The organism is Pseudoalteromonas sp. MMG013, from assembly GCF_018100885.1.
GTDB lineage: Bacteria > Pseudomonadota > Gammaproteobacteria > Enterobacterales > Alteromonadaceae > Pseudoalteromonas > Pseudoalteromonas aurantia.
This window is the reverse complement of the sequence record NZ_JAGJEE010000016.1, coordinates 1-19,678: the sequence shown is the minus strand read 5'-3', so window position 1 is coordinate 19,678 and position 19,678 is coordinate 1. Positions and strand designations below refer to the sequence as shown.

At 40.8% G+C, this 19,678-nt stretch carries 14 protein-coding genes; 1 reads left to right on the top strand and 13 read right to left on the bottom strand.

Going from position 1 to position 19,678, the window contains the following annotated elements; translation table 11 throughout:
• Window positions 1-2 precede the first annotated feature (2 nt).
• From J8L98_RS14815 to J8L98_RS14770, 10 genes are all read right to left on the bottom strand, one after another.
• Window positions 3-581: a flagellar basal body L-ring protein FlgH gene (locus J8L98_RS14815; protein WP_210997032.1), complete on the bottom strand. Its 579-nt coding sequence runs from the start codon at window positions 579-581 to the stop codon at window positions 3-5.
• On the bottom strand, window positions 568-1,497 hold the full coding sequence (flgA, locus tag J8L98_RS25190) for a flagellar basal body P-ring formation chaperone FlgA (protein WP_210997031.1): 930 nt from the start codon (window positions 1,495-1,497) through the stop codon (window positions 568-570). The genes J8L98_RS14815 and flgA overlap by 14 nt, the downstream gene beginning before the upstream one ends.
• A gap of 3 nt (window positions 1,498-1,500) precedes the next feature.
• The gene (locus J8L98_RS14805) at window positions 1,501-2,277 is read right to left on the bottom strand and encodes a flagellar hook basal-body protein (RefSeq protein WP_210997030.1); all 777 of its coding nucleotides are present in this window, start codon (window positions 2,275-2,277) and stop codon (window positions 1,501-1,503) included.
• Between the two features lie 2 nt (window positions 2,278-2,279).
• A complete protein-coding gene (locus J8L98_RS14800; RefSeq protein ID WP_210997029.1) occupies window positions 2,280-2,954 on the bottom strand; it encodes a flagellar hook-basal body complex protein in 675 nt (224 codons plus the stop codon).
• Window positions 2,955-5,030: a flagellar biosynthesis protein FlhA gene (locus tag J8L98_RS14795; protein ID WP_210997028.1), complete on the bottom strand. Its 2,076-nt coding sequence runs from the start codon at window positions 5,028-5,030 to the stop codon at window positions 2,955-2,957.
• Window positions 5,031-6,083 (bottom strand): EscU/YscU/HrcU family type III secretion system export apparatus switch protein, encoded by a 1,053-nt coding sequence (locus J8L98_RS14790; RefSeq protein WP_210997027.1) that lies wholly within the window; start codon window positions 6,081-6,083, stop codon window positions 5,031-5,033.
• A 1-nt stretch (window position 6,084) separates the two neighbouring features.
• Window positions 6,085-6,831: a flagellar biosynthetic protein FliR gene (locus J8L98_RS14785; RefSeq protein WP_210997026.1), complete on the bottom strand. Its 747-nt coding sequence runs from the start codon at window positions 6,829-6,831 to the stop codon at window positions 6,085-6,087.
• Window positions 6,832-6,837: 6 nt separating this feature from the next.
• Window positions 6,838-7,101 carry a flagellar biosynthetic protein FliQ gene (locus J8L98_RS14780; protein WP_210997025.1) on the bottom strand — a complete coding sequence of 88 codons (264 nt, stop codon included), beginning with the start codon at window positions 7,099-7,101 and terminating at the stop codon, window positions 6,838-6,840.
• Window positions 7,101-8,240: a tetratricopeptide repeat protein gene (locus J8L98_RS14775; RefSeq protein ID WP_210997024.1), complete on the bottom strand. Its 1,140-nt coding sequence runs from the start codon at window positions 8,238-8,240 to the stop codon at window positions 7,101-7,103. Before J8L98_RS14775 ends, J8L98_RS14780 begins: the two co-directional genes overlap by 1 nt.
• 130 nt (window positions 8,241-8,370) lie before the next feature.
• A complete protein-coding gene (locus tag J8L98_RS14770) occupies window positions 8,371-8,850 on the bottom strand; it encodes a hypothetical protein (protein WP_210997023.1) in 480 nt (159 codons plus the stop codon).
• Window positions 8,851-8,960: 110 nt separating this feature from the next.
• On the opposite strand from J8L98_RS14770, the gene J8L98_RS14765 reads away from it, so the two are divergent.
• A complete protein-coding gene (locus J8L98_RS14765) occupies window positions 8,961-9,275 on the top strand; it encodes a hypothetical protein (RefSeq protein ID WP_210997022.1) in 315 nt (104 codons plus the stop codon).
• A gap of 82 nt (window positions 9,276-9,357) precedes the next feature.
• On the opposite strand, the gene J8L98_RS14760 is transcribed toward J8L98_RS14765, so the two are convergent.
• From J8L98_RS14760 to J8L98_RS14750, 3 genes are all read right to left on the bottom strand, one after another.
• A complete protein-coding gene (locus J8L98_RS14760) occupies window positions 9,358-9,495 on the bottom strand; it encodes a hypothetical protein (RefSeq protein WP_210997021.1) in 138 nt (45 codons plus the stop codon).
• A gap of 77 nt (window positions 9,496-9,572) precedes the next feature.
• Entirely contained in the window at window positions 9,573-9,914 is a 342-nt protein-coding gene (locus J8L98_RS14755) for a hypothetical protein (protein ID WP_210997020.1), read from the bottom strand.
• A gap of 14 nt (window positions 9,915-9,928) precedes the next feature.
• Window positions 9,929-19,609, bottom strand: a complete 9,681-nt coding sequence (locus J8L98_RS14750) for a hypothetical protein (RefSeq protein WP_210997019.1) — start codon at window positions 19,607-19,609, stop codon at window positions 9,929-9,931.
• Window positions 19,610-19,678: the final 69 nt, after the last annotated feature.

Genomic DNA, 19,678 nt, shown 5'->3' with positions numbered 1-19,678 from the left:
ACTTAAAATCCAAACCAATTAAACAACTGTTCAAATAACCCTTCTGAGTCACTATCTGATAGAGCATCTTCACCAGTGAAGATAATTTTGGCATCTAATATTCTTGACGATAATAGAGTATTGTCAGCCAAAATATCTGACTGCCTAACCCGCCCTTTCAATTCAATGCTCTGTAACTCACCATCTATTGTTATATTTTGAGTACCACGAATAACAAGGTTATCGTGTGCATCAATCGCAGTAACAACAGCTGTTATTTGCGCTTTTATGAAACCATTTCGGCTAATAATGGCATCGCCACTTTGGTCTGTACCTAGGCCAACACCATACGGCCAACGCCCTTGCGGCGAATTGGCAGCAGCAGAAATAGAAAAGTCTTGCGCACTGGCATTGCCTGAACGACTTTTTGCTTGTGCATTTTCAAGCACCATAATAGTTAGAGTATCGCCAACCTTCATTGCCCTCTTATCAGCAGTCAACTGCTGAAAATTCTTTTTATCAAACAATGATGTTGCGAATACTGGATCTGATGTAAAACACCACATGATCGTAAATAGGTATAAATATTTAATTTGAAACAACGACTGCTCCTTTATTGACAACTTTCGCACTAATAGATTGACCTTGGCCCTCTAGTACCACTTGCACACTTTCACCAATGACCCCATCCGATAGTGCTCTCGCTTTCCCTTTTATTGAAATGGCACCGCTTGTCATAGAAAATACCACCCATTCTCCATGTGACACATCAGGTTGGGTTTTGGTATTCGCCATTGTCACTCTAGCGCCACGCTTAATATTTTGTGTGGCAATCACATTGCTGTAAGTCACATCAATATCATCACTATATACCCTAGTAACTGGAAACCATTTCCATGACAGCTGTGACGGTGCTATCTGTGTACCTTTGCGTATTGAAGCATTTAAAACAGGGGTTTTTTGCTCAATCGAAAGATCCATTGTTGGGCTTAATATCACCTGTCCATCTGCCAACAAATTCACGCGTTGACGTTTAAAAATCACCGCTAAATTCTGAACAGCGACCTCAAAATTATCAGGCTGTTGAAGCACACATAAATCTTCCTCATCACCATTAAAATGGACACTTTTAAAGCGCACTTTCTCAGCGTTAATGTGATCATATAAATATTGCCGCACTTTACTTTGCAATGCTGATTTTGAAAGTTGCCAACATTTTTGCACAAACACCTGTCTATAGCCTTCAATTGCCCAGTCCTGTGGTAAATATGTGTCAACCTTATGCGCTATTTCTTTCAGATTACTGGCTGATAGCCACTTCTGTTGTTTAGGCCATTGAATTGGGTAATTATCAAGTCGCTGCAAGCGCTCAGGTGTTCCACCTGAAAATGTAACAAGATCACCTAATCGCAGCGGGCCTTCACCTTTAAACGATGTATGTTCAATACGGCCAGTCACCTCTGCAAATACATACTCAGGCAAAGTTACCAACACGGCCATCATGGCGATAAAACGCACTCTTTATCTTCTTAAGTTATTAATCGTGTCTAAAATCTGATCTGACACTTGAATAATTCGAGCATTTAGCTGATAACCCCGCTGAGCGAGCATTAAATTTACCATTTCTTCATTCATCGAGACATTTGATAACTCAGTAAACCCTTGTAAAATTTGACCTGTTCCACCTTCTCCAGGCTTATTTATTGAAAGCTGTCCGGATTCATTCGATGCATGATACAAATTATTTCCAATCTGCTTCAAACCCTGTTCATTCGCAAAATTAACCAACTCCAGTTGACCAACTTCAATCAATTGAGCTTCATTTTCGAGCCGCACTAATACCGCACCACTGGCCGTAAATGTCACTTCTTTTGATTCTGTAGGTAACTGGATCCCAGCACTCAATCGTTGTCCATTTACAGAGGCCAAAAAACCATTTTCATCAACGCGCAAACGGCCAGCACGTGTATATGAATCAACCCCATTTTCATTTTCGACAGCAATAAAACCTTTACCATTTATCGCTAAATCGAAAGGGTTACTTGTTTGCTTTAAATCTCCTCGCTGAAAATTAAGCATCGGTGTACCAGTCGCAACCCCTATTCCTTTGTGCTCAAGATCGGCTTTATCAGCAACACCTGATTCTGATGGACTCGCTTGGTACACTAAATCAACAAAGTTGACATCCGCACTTTTAAAACCTGGAGTGGAGACATTTGCAATATTGTTCGAAATGACTTCTATTAGCTCTTGTTGCGAGTTCATTCCTGACTCTGCAATATAGAGTGACTCAATCATGGCTATTTCCTTCCTAATTCATTTATCCCAGCATTTAACATCTGGTCATACGCCAATGCGGCTTTTTGTAAACTTTGTATATGGCGGTTTAAATTCATCATTTGTGTAGTTTGTGCCGCGGGTTCAACATTTGAAGCATTTATCGCATTCGCTTTAATATGCCGGTTCTCAACCGCGGCTGCAGCACCATTGAAGATATATAGGCCGCCTGACTGATTTGACACTTTTAACTGCTCAACATCGATAATTTGCAGTCTATCAACAATGTTACCTGCAACTTTTACGTCTCCCGAATTCGTCACTGACACAGCGCCTCCGGTCACCTGTATGCTCCCTGACTCGCCAATCAGCTTGCCTCCTGATACATGAGTTAATAAACCATCTTCACCAATGTGGAATCGCCCATATCGTGATACATACAAGCTATTACCTTTCTCAATAACAAAATATCCACTACCAGTGATAGCCCAATCAAGTCCTCTGTTACTACTTTTAATACTGCCACTTCTATCTGTAACATATTGCGTAGCAACCGTTTTATCTTCTGATATCGCAACATCAAATGATTGTACTGATTGAAAGCCAGGCGTATTTATATTTGCTATATTTTGACTCACGACTTCTAGGTGCTTCATATCTCGAACAATCCCTTCACCTACCGCTTCGATTGTTGACATTTACTCAAGCCCTCCTTGGACTGCATTACGGACTATGCCTAAGTTTTGTACCGACACAGAATTTGGTATTTCTGTCACAGATAAAACATGTAGCTGCGGAATAACTCGCTCAAGTAACCTTTTCATTGCGCCTCGAATGGGCGAGTGACACACAAGTACTGGGGCAAAACGTTTTGAAATAGCCACTTCTGAATGACTCGCGAGCTGTTGTATCAATCGCTCTGTCATGGCAGGATCAATAGCCAAGCTGGTATGTCCACCTTCGCCTTGTAATCCAGAGATGAGCTGCTGCTCTAAAAGCGGCTCAAACGTAATAACATTCAACACATCATTTTCATCGAGTAATACTTGGGTTATTTGTGATTTGAGCTTATTCCTCACTTGTTCGGCTAGAAAAGTCGCTTCTTTGGTCACTTTTCCTTGGTCAACCAAACACTCTAGTATCATTTCCATATTCCGAATTGATACTTTTTCTTTGAGTAGTAACTGTAAAACACTTTGAATATCAGAGTAGCTAAGTATATTTGGCACCAATTCATTAATTAAGCTCGAATGAGAGACTTCTAATCTTGACACCAGTTTTTCTGTTTCTGCACGAGTGAGCAGCTCCCACGCTCTGCCTTTGATCAGCTCAGTAACATGAGTTAGTAATGTGGTTTCCGCATCAACAACAGTATAACTAGCTTGACGTGCAACCGCTGTTTGCGACTCCTCTATCCAAGCTGCTGGTAATCCATAGGTTGGCTCTTTTGCAGTAATACCATCAACGGCCGTCAGCTTTCCTTTTGGGTCAATAGCCAAATGTTTATCATAATATAATGTCCCTCGACCGGCCCTTGCCCCCAAAATACGAAGTTCGTAATTTTGCTCTTTATAATTGGGTTCCGTCACGATAAATAGCTTAGGTGTGATCACCCCCAGATCTCGGGTCATTTGCTTTCTAAAGGCTTCAAATCTTGAAACAAAAACATCCCCATCATTTTTTATATGGCTCGCTATAGCACTAGAAACACTGAGCTCAATAGGGTGAATCGTTAAAATTGACTCAATACTTTCTTCATTTTCTGCGTCTTCAAAACTTGCGGTGTCATCATCCACTTTGTCTTCATCGTCATCTCTGCTTTTTGCTCTATAAGCAAAAAATCCCAGTCCAAAAAACAATGAAGCCAACACCAACAACGGCGTACTAGGTAAACCTGGTAGTAACGTACCTGAGGCAAGTGTTGTTGCCACAATGAAAAGCGTTTTTGGGGAAGAGGTTATTTGACGTCCTAATTCATCACTTAAATTAGCATCTGTGGCCGCTCGCGTTATGATAATACCCGTTGCAGTCGCAATAATAAGTGAAGGTATTTGAGTCACGATACCATCACCTACGGTAAGCAAAGTATAAGTTTGCAGCGCTTCATCCCAACTCATACCTAATTGCGCTATACCAATTGACAGCCCACCAATGATATCGATTAAAATAATAATGATGCCAGCAATGGCATCACCTTTAACAAACTTACTTGCGCCATCCATTGCGCCATAGAAGTTCGCTTCTTTTTCTATGTTTTCTCGACGTGTTTTTGCAGTATGTTCATCAATTAGTCCCATGTTCAAGTCAGCATCAATACTCATTTGTTTACCTGGCATTGAATCCAATGTAAATCGCGCTGCAACTTCTGCAACCCGTTGAGCACCATTTGTTACAACCACATACTGAACAACTATCAGAATGAAAAATACCACTAAACCTATAATATAGTTACCACCAACAACAAACCCACCAATGGCAGATATGACTTCACCCGCATCCCCCTCACTTAAGATCAATCGTGTCGCTGATATATTCAACCCTAGACGGAATAGTGTTGCGATAAGCAGTAAAGAAGGGAATGTTGAGAAACTTAGTGGCTTATCAGTATAAAATGTAAGCATTAATATTAAAAAAGCCAAACTAAAATTGGTTATCAATAATAAATCTAATAACAATGGAGGCACTGGCACAAACAGCATCATAAGTATAACTACTACAGCTAATACAAGTAGTAAATCTTTATGCGCGGCAATTTTATTAAGTATTACTTTCATTTACTTTATTCCAAGCAACCATTTAAAAATAGGTGCTAACTCATTAAAACAATTTGCGGGTACAGCGCCATTAATGCGCGTTTCTTTATATAAACGCCGTGCTAAACTTTTGTTTTGTATCATTGGTATTGAATACTTTCGCGCTTGCTTTCTAATTTTCAATGCAAGCTCTCCTTTGCCAGCAGCAACAACAATGGGGGCAACCATTGAGTCCTTATCATATTTTAATGCGATAGCAATATGTGTCGGGTTTAAAATAACAACATCAGAGTCTTTCACTTGGCTTAAAGCAGCGCTTTTTTGCAACAAATCTTTTTGTATTTGCTTTTGTTTTGAGCGAACTTCTGGGTCACCTTCACGCTTTTTATGCTCATCTTTAACATCCCGGCGGCTCATCATCATTTTTTTAGTGAAATCCCACTTGTTAAAGTAAAAATCAACCAACACAAACGGAATACACATAATTATGAAAAACAACCCAACATTTAAAAAAAGTGATAACCACACGTACGGGATCTCTTCAATCGGCGTTTCCATTAACGCCTTTCCCGCATTTATAAAATAGTCTTGACATAAATATAATGTAATGCCAATTGCAGCCAGTTTAATAACACTTTTAAAAAATTCAAAAATAGTTTTTATAGAAAATATTTTCTTTAATCCACTTGCCGGATTTATTTTTTTAAAATCAGGTTTAATCGAGTGAGATGAAAAAACAAATCCAACCTGCATAATATTAATTACCACACCAAAAACAATTAAAAAAAACACCAATGGAATAAAAATCATCACTAGTTCATATGCTGAATAACTAAACAGCATAATTACCGTGTTTTTATTTAGAACGAAGTCATGGGATGTCGATAATAATTTTTTGATAAGTGATACAAAGTCTAATCCTACACTTTCAAAAAAAACCATGACCACCATCAGAAAAACCATGCAAGTTATGATTAAGTTTAGCTCTTGGCTTTTACTAACTTGCCCTTTTTCTTTTGCATCCCTTAATTTTTCAGGTGTTGGTTTCTCCGTTTTATTTTGTTCTTCAGCCATATCAACTTAAAATACTATTCCAATGAGAAAAAACTAAATTAAACAAACGGGTAAAAACAGCTTCAGAAAAAACACTAAAAATAGAAAGTAAAAATAAACCAACTGCTATTTTTAAAGGTAACATGACAAAATAAATATTCATTTGTGGCATAGTTCTAGACACAAACCCGATAAAGATATCAAGACACCACATCAATAAAATTATAGGGATGTATACCAACATTCCTACGCTTAAAAACACCGTCATCAGTGACGCTATATTTGGTATATTTAGTTGACGAAATGCCGTTCCTATTGGAAACGCTTCAAAACTAAATATAATTCCTTTGATTAGCGTTAAATGCATACCTGATAAGTAAAATATTGCCAGCGCAGCCAGTACAAAAATCGTACCCAATAAAGGTTCTTGAGATTTATTAGTTGGGTCAACGACACCTGCCGCACCAAACCCAATTTGCATATCCAAGACCCGGCCCCAAAAACCAATGGCAATAAATGGCAATTGCACAACAAAAAATAATAAAGTGCCAATAGCAAACTCGTTGAGCATCTCTATAAACCAGTTGCTGTGCTCTCCAACACGAGGCACCTCAACAAGCGCGCAACATACTACCGACAACGCGACTAATACAACGATTCGCACGATGTTTGGCAAACGCTGAAACGGTCCGTGCCCGGTCGATACAAAAAAAGGTAACAACCTTGCTGCAACAAGCGAAAAATCAACAATGTATAAAGATAAATTCACAATAGTTTAAAAGTTTCTAATAGACGATATGGTGTGTATAGAAAACTCAACCAATATGCCTAACATCCATGGACCGGCAACGGCCAAAACAGCGATTGACACTAAAATTTTTGGCACAAACGTCAACGTCATCTCTTGCACTTGCGTCACTACCTGTATAATACTGATCATCAACCCTACAATCAGAGTTGATATGAGTAGTGGCATGGCAACCTTCAAAGCAATTTGAAACATGCCACCTAAATGTGTAATTACAACGTCAGTATCCATTAATCTTTATTTGCCATATTTAACAAAGCGTTTTGTACTAACTGTTTATAGCTAATTGAATCGATATAACTTTCACTCTGCAATATACTTTCAACCAGCTGACTCGCTTCATCTAAGCTCCCTTCACGCTCCAGTAGCAAAGATTGAGCATACCGAGCAGTAAAGCAGTCTGAGTCTAGGCGAAGTGCGAGCTTAATAAGCTTTTTAGCACCATCTACATTCTCTTTTTGAATTTCAACAATGGCTAAGCCCCCATGCGATTCTGAAAATGAGGGGTTCAAATTTACTGCTTTACTAAAAGCGGCCTCAGCGTGACCTAACTCATTACTAAACAACTGTGTCCACGCAAATAAGTGCCAAGTTCCTATATGATCCGGCATATACGTAGTAGCCGAACTAAATGATTGCAATGCGGTAGCAATATCGCCTCGATATAAATTCAATTGTCCCTGCAAAGACCATGCGCGCCCCAGAGTTGGGTTTAATTGTAAGCAGTGGGAAATCGCTTCTTCTGCCGCTGATAATTCTTGGGTAATCACAAAGTATGAGGCAAGCGTTAATATCGCATCTATATTATGCTTATCATTTTCTAATGCGATATTCGCCCATTCATGGGATAGCGGGTAGTGCCCTAGATCAAAATTGCACAGAGCATATAACCCCGCAGCACCTGAATTACGCCCCGCTTTAACGAAAGGCGTTAATTCTCTCACTGCACTATTAATATCGCCAGTAATATACTGTGTGCGGGCTAGAATAAGTGCACAATCATAAGCAACCTCTGACTCTAAGACCTCGCCAGAAAGTAACTCTATAACTGTATCAAAATTGCATTCTATAAACGCGCTAAGTGCTTGAAAATACAGTTTCCACACACCTAGATAGGCAGAGTATTTATCTAAATATGCCGCAGTAGCAGTTTGATCTCGACTCGTGATCAGCAATTGTATAAAAGACGCATGGATATTGGTTGAAGTACATGAAGTCAAAACCGCGTCATCATTCACGTGAGCAATCAAATCATACGACTCAGTGCGTGCAATGCTTGACAATAGATCTAAAAACAATTGCTCATTTGACTTATCTTGAAGCCAAAACTGCAGTAACTTCTCTGTATGTTCTTTACTAATAGTATCCATTATTATCCCGTCCCTATAAAATCGGTTGGCAATCTAACACAAAGAGCTTAGATTGCAACAAAAGCAACAATCAAAATGTGCTAAAACGTAAAAGTTCGTAAACAACTTTCATTATATTAAAACTAGAAATTTACACTAAATCATTAATGAACATATATTTTTTACCTAAACGTTGCAATTTGCTTGGTAATGTAAAGTAATAGGCATAGCACTCACAAAAATCTTCCTGCCCATTTGTACATGCATATTTAGAAATAAATTCTGGGTAAAATCGATGTAGTTCAGATATCCAATACCGTCTTTGCTGTGCAGATAAAATATGCTGGAAGACATGATGACCAATCTCATGGTATAGAATATGTTCAAACTCTTGCGAGCTACCAAATTTAAATATGCACACGTAGTTTTTTGGTAACGAATTATAGGTACCTAATACGTTTTGATTTACAGAACGGGCATCTGAGTAACTTCGTTGAAAAAACCTAGCCCTGTCGTAAACAATATAATTGAGCCCCTTTAAGTGCGCACGAGGTATGCGATTGACCGATAAAACAACATGACTCTTTGAAACGATGCTTTGCTTATCAAAGTCTTTTATTATTAAAGACATTTACTTCCTAAAAATGACGCTTATTGTGGTATGAGTACATCAATCTGTTTGGCAATCTCAGCCTGTAACCTATATACTTAAAGAACTGATCCTAAGCAAGTTGAAACCGTATGTTACCTCCAATTAATAACAATTCTTCGGTGTCAACGACAAAAAATGGTAGCAAACAGCCGTCTAACGCTAAAAAACGCCCAGCCTCAATAAAAGCTGTTAGCGCACCAACAACTGACCTTACAATGTCTTCTAAAGGAAAGATTCGTCGAGTGGTTTTTCAAACATTAAAAAAAAAATTTGGCGAACAATTTAGCCAAGAAGCACAGTTTATCGATATGGTTAATTGGGTGTCGCATAAGATAGAAACCTCAGTAACAACCTCAGATAAATTCGAAGAAATTATTAACTCATTGCTTAGCAACAAACGATAACGTTACTCAATCCACACAGCTGTCATTTATGAACAGTAGACCCACACCCAATTAGGCAAAAATTTGTGCCTGTCCCATATTATTATTTTGGGTTAATATCTACTGCGCCTTGTGAGGAAGATGTTCCACTAGTAGTACCATCAGATTGCATATTACCAGTGTGTTTTGGGCTCGTCGTAGCGGTATTAGCTGATTTTGGTGCACCGCCTAGACCACTCACAATCGAATTCCCCAATGCATTGCCAAATGCATCGGCTAACTCATATAGTTAACCGATGTTCATTAAAAAGCACTTTCTTAGTTAGAAATCCTCTCTTTAAATAGAGCTAGCCATAGTACGGAAAAAAAGTTTTCAGGCTCTTCTATCGGATCAAAAGGTGTGTCAATTCTCCCAAGTATCTGTTGAAAATCAAAATCAGTAGACAACATTCCTTGCAAGCTATCTTTAATCAGTCTCTGAGTAGTCATATCCATAGCTTCATACTCTGGAACTGTAACTTGATTAAATATTTTTAACATTTGTTCATCATTAGAAGAATCCACTTTTAATAGCTCGTCCCATTCTGAATCATCCAGCATTTCGTAATCAAAATCTTTTATTAAAGTAATTATTGCTGAAACATCTATTATATCATTCATATTCATAATCCAAATTATTTCCCTAATATTGGGAAGGCTGTTATTGGCTGCTGGTTCTTATTAAACCATACCTGTGCACTGAACGCAGAGTCATACCCTCCTGTTTTCCCATAGAAACCTTCGCCTGCACTAGATCTAAAATTAATAGGCCTTTCAGCAAAGGCTTTCACCCCAGTATTTTTATATATAGTACTGGCTCTTTCAATTGCATTGATTTGATCTCTATGACTCAAAAACCTTGTTGAGTTTGGAGTTACTAGTTCACCTTTTCGATTTAGTCTTACTTTGTTAGTTATTGGATCAATACCGTTTACGGCTCTATTATATTGTTGATCTAGAGTTGTTTGAGCACCATGTCTTCCTTTGAAATGTGCTTTAGGGATTGCTCCTTCAAGAATATCAAGCCTATTTGCTGCTATAGACTCTAACCGTCCGCTAATAATAGCCTGTCGCTCACCAGATGAAAGGTGACTATATTTACCTCGTAACTCAGCACCTCGACTGGCTATATTTTCTGCAAACCTAGCTGCTCTAGTTCCCTCAAAGGCTTTTCCTGCTACTGGAATCATTGACCCCATTGAGAGGCCAGCACCAACATAGTCACCGTTATATAGTGAAATACCAGCACTACCTAAATCAGCTAATTGTGATACGACAGGAATTTCACTCATACCCGTTACATCAAGCCCTAGTTGAACTTTGTCTAAAGTGGACATACTAGCGCGAGCTTGATCTCTGTCGTAAACGGCTTGATTCATAGCATTTAGTTGACGCGAAGTGTCTGCAAAACGCAGTTGCTGTGCAATACGATCTCTTGCATGGAAAGTCGCGTTGTTATAACCGCTAGCCATACCGGCTTGGTAAGATGCCGATTCGTGAATTGGAGTATTTAGTGTCTTTTCCATTACATCATGCTGAGCAGTCATGAATCTTAAATTCAAATCACGACCCGCTGATGAACCATACCAAGAGTCACCAAAGTGATCTGCCAGACCATTTCGAGCAATTGATAAACTTGAGTAACTATCTAACGTAGATAAATCAACGGTAGCATTCTGTAGCCCATCACCACCGACGATAAGGTTTGCGCCTTCTCGTTGAACGGTCAGGTTAACCGCACCATTAGCATTCTTGCTGGCTGTAACTTCACGAACATACTGCTCAGCAAGAGCTGGTGATATCTGTTGACCAGCCTTTTGAGCTTCCTCAATTTGTTGCTTAGTTTTATCGCTTACGCCCTGAGTTGTGGATTCTGGACGCTTACTCAAACCACTCACAATCGAGTTACCCAACGCATTGCCAAACGCATCTACTGCAACATTACCAAAGTTCCAACTCGCTTGATTACCAAATAATTTATCCGCACCATAACTGAGCGCACTGTTTGCCACCCCGCTAAACGTATCGAGCGCAATACTACCTGCTGTCACTCCCCCTGACAAGCTATCCGAGTTACCTATACCAAGCTCTGAACCCGCGTATGCTGATAGCGCCGACGCGGCCACATTTCCCCAACGGAAACTTGCTTGATTACCCACCAATTTATTTGCCGCAACAGAGCTAATAGCACCGACTCCCGCTTGGATCGCACGGCCCGTTGACGTTAATGTTGCGAGTTTAGCTCCGTCTTTTAAAACTGTTAAGCCTTCTTTTGCCGACGCTGTACCTACGCCCATCGCGGCACCTGCACCTGCCGTTGCGCCAGCTGTTAGACCCGATGCAATCGCATTTTTCAACGAGAAGCTGTCAATTGCACCAATGGCTTTACCTACGCCCTGTGATACCACTGACCCGACAAAGCCACCGACAACTGCAGCACCAATATTCGCACCTGCTAATGCACTCGCCCCTGTAGACATCAATGCGCCATACCCGGCCCCCGCTGCCGCACCTGCCGTCGCTATCGTTGCAACAACCGCCACTGCTATCATCACAATAGATGCAACCGCGTTACAGCCCGCTTCTGGTGGCGGTGGAATGTACGGGAGTGATGGGTCGGTATTACCTACGATTTCACCCAAATTCATCGGCTTGAAGTTATCGTGACTGTTAAAGTTATTCGCTCTGGCGGGAATATCCAGCATCACCCCTTCTAACAACTCAGAGCCCGCCCCTAAGCCATTTACATCGGCAATCACGTACCATAGGTCTTCACTACCGTAATACAACTTCGCAATACCTTTTAAAGTATCGCCACTTTGTACTTGGTGACGCGCCATAATGCTTGCATCATTGGCACCTGGCGCCTTAAAGTGCTGCTCTTTTATTGAGTTTGAACCCGACTTATTGATTTCACCTAAATAGTTACTGCCACTGTATAAGTGATAGCTACCTAGGCTTTTTCCTGCGTAGTTTGTATCCTCTGTAAAACCCACATTCTTGGCTACGGTGGTTTCCCAGTCAATCAGCTTACCTGTTCTTGGGTTAAATGATGTGCGTTTTGTCACTAAGTCAGCGTCAGTTAATAGCCGCCTTTGCTCACCCGTCACTTTAGATAGCAGCTTACCTTCTGCATCAAAACGCATGTAGCGGGCGTTTACTTTTTTATCTTCTTTGTATCGCGAATCAGTGATATGTTCTTCAATACGAGTACGATTACCATTGGCGTCATAGCTTGAACGCGTTTGTGCATCCTGCAAATGTCTGCTGTCTTTATGTGAGTTATCACCAGAACCAAAGGTCGTACTTTCTAAATAGGTGTCTCTGCCTTCATATTGTTTACTAAAACGATGTATTAATTCTGACACACCCTTTGGTAAATCACTTTTTTGATAATACGCATATGAATCAACCCTTCCCGCAACTTTGTATTTATAGTCTTGTGAAATGGATTGAGTCTTTAAGCTAGACGCTGTCCAAGGTTCACTCACATACACCTTTCTCAGTGAACTTAAGTCATTGGGTTCATCATTACTTACGTACGTATCAAGCCGCTTATTTATATCTAATTCTAACACTTTTTCTTCTACGCGAGTAACTTCCCCGGCCGCATTATATCTGGTATTCGAAATGTGCTTTAGTGCACCGCCGTAGTAAACACGAACAGTCCAGTGCATCTCTCCTTCAGGATCAGACTTCTGGTATGGCTCGTATCTATTTACATCAAAGTATTGCCTATTTTCCGTGACTCGACCCACAGCATCATATTCAAACTGAGTACCTGAACGCCAATTCGCGTTTGTTGGTGTATTGGCAAGTACTGCACGAGCGTCATATAAATTAGTGCCACTTTTATTCAGGTAATTGTCAACATGCGCCACTTGACCCCAACTATTATGGATAAATCGCTGTGCTTTGTTGCGTGAGGTGATCAATACCGATTGTTGACCTGCTTTGTTGTAACTTATGTATTGTCCTTGCTGCTGTGTCGTAATCGTCCCATCCGTTAATTGCCCTCCGTCGTGCACAACCCGGTTGTTGCCATCATACGTAAACCAATACTCTTCCATTTTTGCCTGCGGGTTAGCCGCACTACTCGCTGATGTTGCCGCTGCGCTTTTGGCTAACAGCGGTTGAGCGTTCATGGTGTCATCGCTTATCGCGGCACTTAAGAACTGTGGCGAGGCCATCACAGCTGCACTACGCATACTGAATGAGGCCGGTGAAAATGCACTAAAGCTCCGCGCAGAACGCGCGGCATTTAAGCCAAAATATAAGTTTTGTGAACTGCTTGAGCTGATGTTATCGCGGGTATTCACTTTTAAGAAAAAATTACCATGTGAGCTCCCAATGTAGCCACTTTGCGATAAGTTAACTCTTACCTCTCGGTAACTTACCTGTTGTACTGAGTAATTTAACCACCCAGGCACACCATAGTTGTTACCCGATTGAACACGAGACAGACTAACGTTACCGGCTGAAATACCATTATCATCTCTAATTGTCACATAGCCAGAGCCGCCACTACTGCTACCCCGTGTAAAGTTAAAGCTTCCTGATATCGATGTACCATAATCCGTTGGCGGCGGTGGTGGTATATAAGCCTTTAAGCTAACAAGCTGTCGTGAAGTACTGGTATACCCATCATGGTCAGTAGTATGTACCAAGGCATAAAAATTGCCGTGATTACTGCCAATATAACCACCACTGGAGAAGTTAACCACCACATTGTTGCTGCCTGATTGCGACACTGAATAATTGAGCCATGACGGCTTAGAACGTGACGACCCTGATTGCTCAAACGACACACTCACATTGCCTGATGACAAGCCATTTTGGTCAGCAATGCTAATTGAGCCATTTCCAGAATATGACTCTCCGCGCCTGAAGTTAAATGAACTTGAGACCGATGTACTGTGGTTATAGGGGGGAATATAGGCTTTAAGGGGTACCAATTGCGATGCTGATTGCTGGTACCCGGCTCTATCAACGCCTTCAATATTAATATAAAAATCACCATGTGATTGACCAATATACCCCGCGCTTGAGAGACTCACTTGCACCGTGGTGGGGTTAACTTGCTGTATACTATAATTTAACCAGCTTGGTTTTGAGCGGTTCGCACCACTTTGCGAAAATGACAACGCCAAATCACTTGCCAATAATCCATCCGCATCTATCAACCTAATAGCACCGCTTCCTGTATTACTGTCTCCACGCCTAAAATCAAATGACCCTGAAGACTGCATTGCCCTGTCTGCATAAGCATTTAAGTTGAAAGTGCTGCTCAAGCTTACCGCGTTCTGGTCGTGGTCGAGTGTGCCTATTTCAACGGTAAAATCACCATGGGACTGACCAATCAGACCTGTTTGATTAAAATCAATACGTACTGTGGTGCCACTTTGTTGCCTAATACTATAGTTCAACCAGCTCGGTGTGCTACGCAGTGCACCCTCTTGTTTAAATGCAATCGATAAGTTGCTCGCGTTCACACCATTGGCGTCTTCAACAATCATGTAACCACTGCCGCCCGACACTGTGCCCTGCGTAAAGTTAACGACTTTTTGCGTAATGCGTGCCTTAGCATCGACGTATTGCTCCAACTGCAAAGTCTGGTTAACTGTTTTACTGTTGTTATCTTTGTCAACTAAATTGAAGTTAAGCACCATATCACCATGACTCTTACCTATATGACCAGTTTGAGAAAAGTGCACACCCACCGTATTCGTATTCACTTGTACCAGTCGGTACGATAACCATTGTGGCTTTTGCCTAATAGCCCCCATTTGAGTAAAGCCAATAGACACTGACGCAGCATCCGCTGTCAGGCCATTTAAGTCTTCAATTTCTATATAACCCGAACCACCTGAATTGGTAAACTGAGCAAACGCCATAGTATTACTTTTTATTGAAGGTAACTTATCCACATACGCTTTTAATGTGACTAATTGACGGGTTGTGGTCTCATAACCGCTATCATCTAATGACGTAATATCAATATAAAAGTCACCGTGCTCTTTGCCAATATACCCTTTACTTGATAGGTTAATTTCTACGCTAGTACTGTTTCTTTGCTCTAACGAATAATTTAACCAACTCGGAATAGTACGGCTCTTACCTTGTTGAACAAACGCCAACTTAACCGTATTTTTCGACACGCCATCAGGATCAGTTAATACAATTGACCCTGTGCCTATGGCACTCTCTCCCCGTCTGAAAGTAAATTGACCCGACGCTTGTGCCGCCGTATCTGCGTATGACTTTAATGCAAATAACTCGCCTAATACCACATCATTTGCTTCACCATCTGTGGTTTCAAGCACAATTTCAATGTTGCCATGATGCTCGCCTATTAGCCCTGTTTGTGTAAAGTTAACCCGAACACCATTATTACCTTGCTGTACCACTGAATAACTTAACCAACTCGGTACTGTCCTAAATTCGCCTAATTGCTTAAATTTAAGTAAAACATTGCTGGCCAACAGACCTTCGGTATCTTCCAGTAACAATGACCCCGTACCACCGGTCACCGTCCCTCTGGTAAAGTCAATATTGCGGCTGGTGACTTTCACTTTAGCATCGGTATATTGGGCCAATTGTACGGTGTGTCGCAATACCACTTTATTGTCATCTTCATCTGTCACCGTAAAGTCGATATGAAAATTGCCATGGCTCTTACCAATGTAACCATTTTGCGTTAACTCAACGCGTACTTGATCATTGCTGTCTTTGACCAATCGATAATCTAGCCAGCTGGGCTTTTCTCGTACTTGTCCCATTTGCACAAAGCTCAATTGGATTTTGCTCGGATCGGCGACCACTCCATTGAGGTCTTTGATAATAACAGAGCCTTTACCACCCACATCACTATGCTGAGCAAACGTCGAACTTTGCGCTGTCAATGTCGCTATTTTATCTATATATTTGGTTAATCTAACCAATTGGTTAAACTCACTCACATTGCCTTCATCGTCAACAGTGGTCACTCTAATGTAGAAGTCACCATGGCTCTTGCCGATATATCCTGTTTGCACGAAATTGGCTATCACTGATCCGTCTGCTTGTGGCGATAGCGTATAATTCAAAAATGAGGGTTTAGGTCGAACCTGGCCTGCTTGTACAAAGCTAATCGTCACACTGTTCGCGTTAGATAGGCCATTAGCATCTCTGATTATAAGTTGACCAGAACCTCCTGCTTGGCTGTGTTGCGCAAACTGTATTGATCTGGCTTCAACCGATAAGAGTTTGTCTTGGTATTGGGTTAAGTGAACACCTTGATTAAAGACCTTTTCAGTACCTGCTTTGTCCGTTACCGTGACTTGTGCAATAAAGTTCCCGTGGTTTTTACCTATACTGCCAATCTGACTAAACACCACATTCACTTCAGACGACAACTCACCTTGCTGCACGTCATACTTTAACCATTCAGGTTTCGTTCGTTCAACACCACTTTGATAAAAGCGCACAGAGACTGAACTATTTGCATTCAAACCATTCAAGTCTTGGAACGACATTAACCCTAAGCCTCCAGATACTGAGCCTTGCGCAAACGAAAAGTTTGACTTTACTAGCTTCGTTTCATGTTCAACAAAGTCTTTCAGCTTAACCAATTGAGACACCGTACTGGTTTTACCATCGGCATCTTTGACTTTGAAATTAAGGTAAAAGTCACCAAAGTTTTGGCCTATTACGCTTTTCTCAACTTGTTTTAACGTAACTTTAACGGTTCTCGGATCAAGTGATTCATATGATATAGCTAACCAATCGGGTACTGGATGGGTTTTCCCGGCTTGTACACGTACCACTTCAATTGGGTTATCTTTTAGAGTAATACCATTGCGGTCATATAACTCAATTTCACCATACCCGCCATTAGAAGCACCGCGCACTATTTCTATTTCTGATTTTTTAATCTCAAGTTCATGGTTTTTATACGCTTCTAATTTAAACAACGTAGAAGTGGTTTTAACCGCCCCCTCTCCATCTCTGGTTGCAATATTGACAATGAAGTCACCATGACTCGGGCCTATTTCCCCCACTTGCGTTAATACAAGCTTGACTGTGTTGCTATCTACACGTACCGTTTCAATTTTAAGCCACTCTGGCTTGGGTCGTACCGCGCCCGCCTGTTTATAGGTGATTTTCAAGTTCGAAAAATCTATTCCAAAATCATTATCGAGTATAATGCTTCCCATACCCGCTGCTTTAGAGCCGCGCATAAAACTAATTTCAGACGTTACATTAAGCTTGTTTTCTCGTGGTTTGATTTCACCCGTAAAGCCATTTTGTACATTCATACTACGGCGATTACCCACCGCATCATATTGATAAGTAACACGAGAAATAATCTCACCAGGTTCCCAAACTGGTGCACCAGTGCCTTGATTCGTATTGTTATATGCCATTGTTTCTGTTAACGATATTCGACCATGGCTATCATATACGGTTTGTGTTTTATGACGAATAACCCGTTGTAGATCATCCCATGATTGCTTCAACTCAACAGTACGACGGCCTGCCGCATCATATTCAAACTCAGAATAAGCATCAGTGCCGGTGTCTGTAATCGACTTTAACCAACCGTTGGCATAGTAAGTATATTTAATATCTTGCCCATGCTCTTCACTATACTTATGAATTAAACGACCAATGTCAGTTTTTGTGGTGTTCTCGCCAATATTTGTCAACGTCGCTATCGCGTTATTACTACCATAGCTTTTTCCATAGCTGTATGAGGTCGATTTACCGCCTAGGTCATTAGTTGACTGTAAATTGCCATACTCATCAAAGCTACGGGTATTTTTATTCGTATTTCCACTGGTGTACAAACTACTGTAAGTTTCTGTACGTTGATTACCGTTTTTATCATAGTAATAGAGCTTCTCTCTTCCTATTTCATCACGGCTATAATTTACATTACCGTACACATCAAACTTATAAGATTTAACGCCGCCCATTGCATCTATTTCATGGGTACGGTTATCAAGTGCATCATACTGATAAGTATTGCTAATACGATATTGATCAGCCTGATTGCCAATAACCCCGAACTGCCCTGTTTCGTCTACCCTATCTAATTTGTCGAAAGTCGTTGTTGTGACTCGTCCTTCTGCGTCTGTAGTCGCAACTTTACGTCCAAAAATATCATAGGTATACGCAGTTTCATCACCATTAGCGTCACTGTGTAATATTTGATTGCCATTATTGTCGTACTTAAACTTTTGCTGGTAGCCATTGGCATCCACTTTACTAACCAAATTACCATTTGCGTCATAACGGTATAGATTAGTTGGCGTATCATATCGCACATACCCTGCTTCGTTGGCGATCGCCACCTGTGGCAAGGTCTCTTTAATCACTTTATTTTGATAATTATATTGTGCGCGCGTGGTATAACCTAATGCATCCACTATCTCGATGGTATTACCCCAACGATCATGCTTTTGAGTCAGCGTTGCACGCTTTCCATTATATGCTGGTTGCGTAATTTTAATGGCTTGTCCTAACGCGTCCCGCTCAATATCGGTCGCGCCATTCAAAGCATGCGTGGTTTTCGTTAAACGCCCTGCTTGATCATACGTGTGTGTTTTTAATACTCCATCCCCTTTGGTTGTTTTCCAAAGTTGCCCTTGTTGGTTGTAAACATATACGCCATCATCATCTTTTTTCACTTCACCAAATGCGTTGTAGTAAGTACTCCAGGTAGCATTAGAAATATCTAGTGAACCATTATTGTGGCCCACCGTTTTATATTTCACTTGTCCATCTTTAAAATAGCTATATTTGGTAAAACGTGCTTTTTGCTCATCATTACCACTATGAGGCGCTCGCCATGACGTAAACGCTGATTTTGTCTCGCTTGCTTCTTTACTATTAAATCCACGACGTTGTATCTTTGCTTCATCAGCTGATAAATAGTTGGCATGTAATGTAACCGTGACTGTACTAAAGCCTCTGTCACCATCTATTGGTGATGTGTGAAAAACCTTTCCTGACAATTTACCTGTTGAGGGGTTAAACGACACCCCAGGAGGTAATCCATTTCGCTCCCCGCCGCCGCCAGGGTAATAATCGCCATTTTGTTTGTAAAAATAAACTTGGTAGGTGAAAGAATAGCTTTCATTTTGGTGGTTCCACTCGTTATAAATTTCACGGGTTTGCTCGAGTTGCCCCATGGCATTGTAATGATGCTCATTTTTATTTCCAAGTGCATCGTACTCTGCAACCAGTTGGCCCCGGGTGTTATATTCATGGCGTGTTAGTTTGTCGTTTTGACTATCTTCAGGTATGATTATTTCATTTACTGAACTGCTCATTACTGCTCGGTTTGCATGCTCTTTTTGGCGTACCAAGTTACCAAAAGCATCATACCCAAACGACTTTAT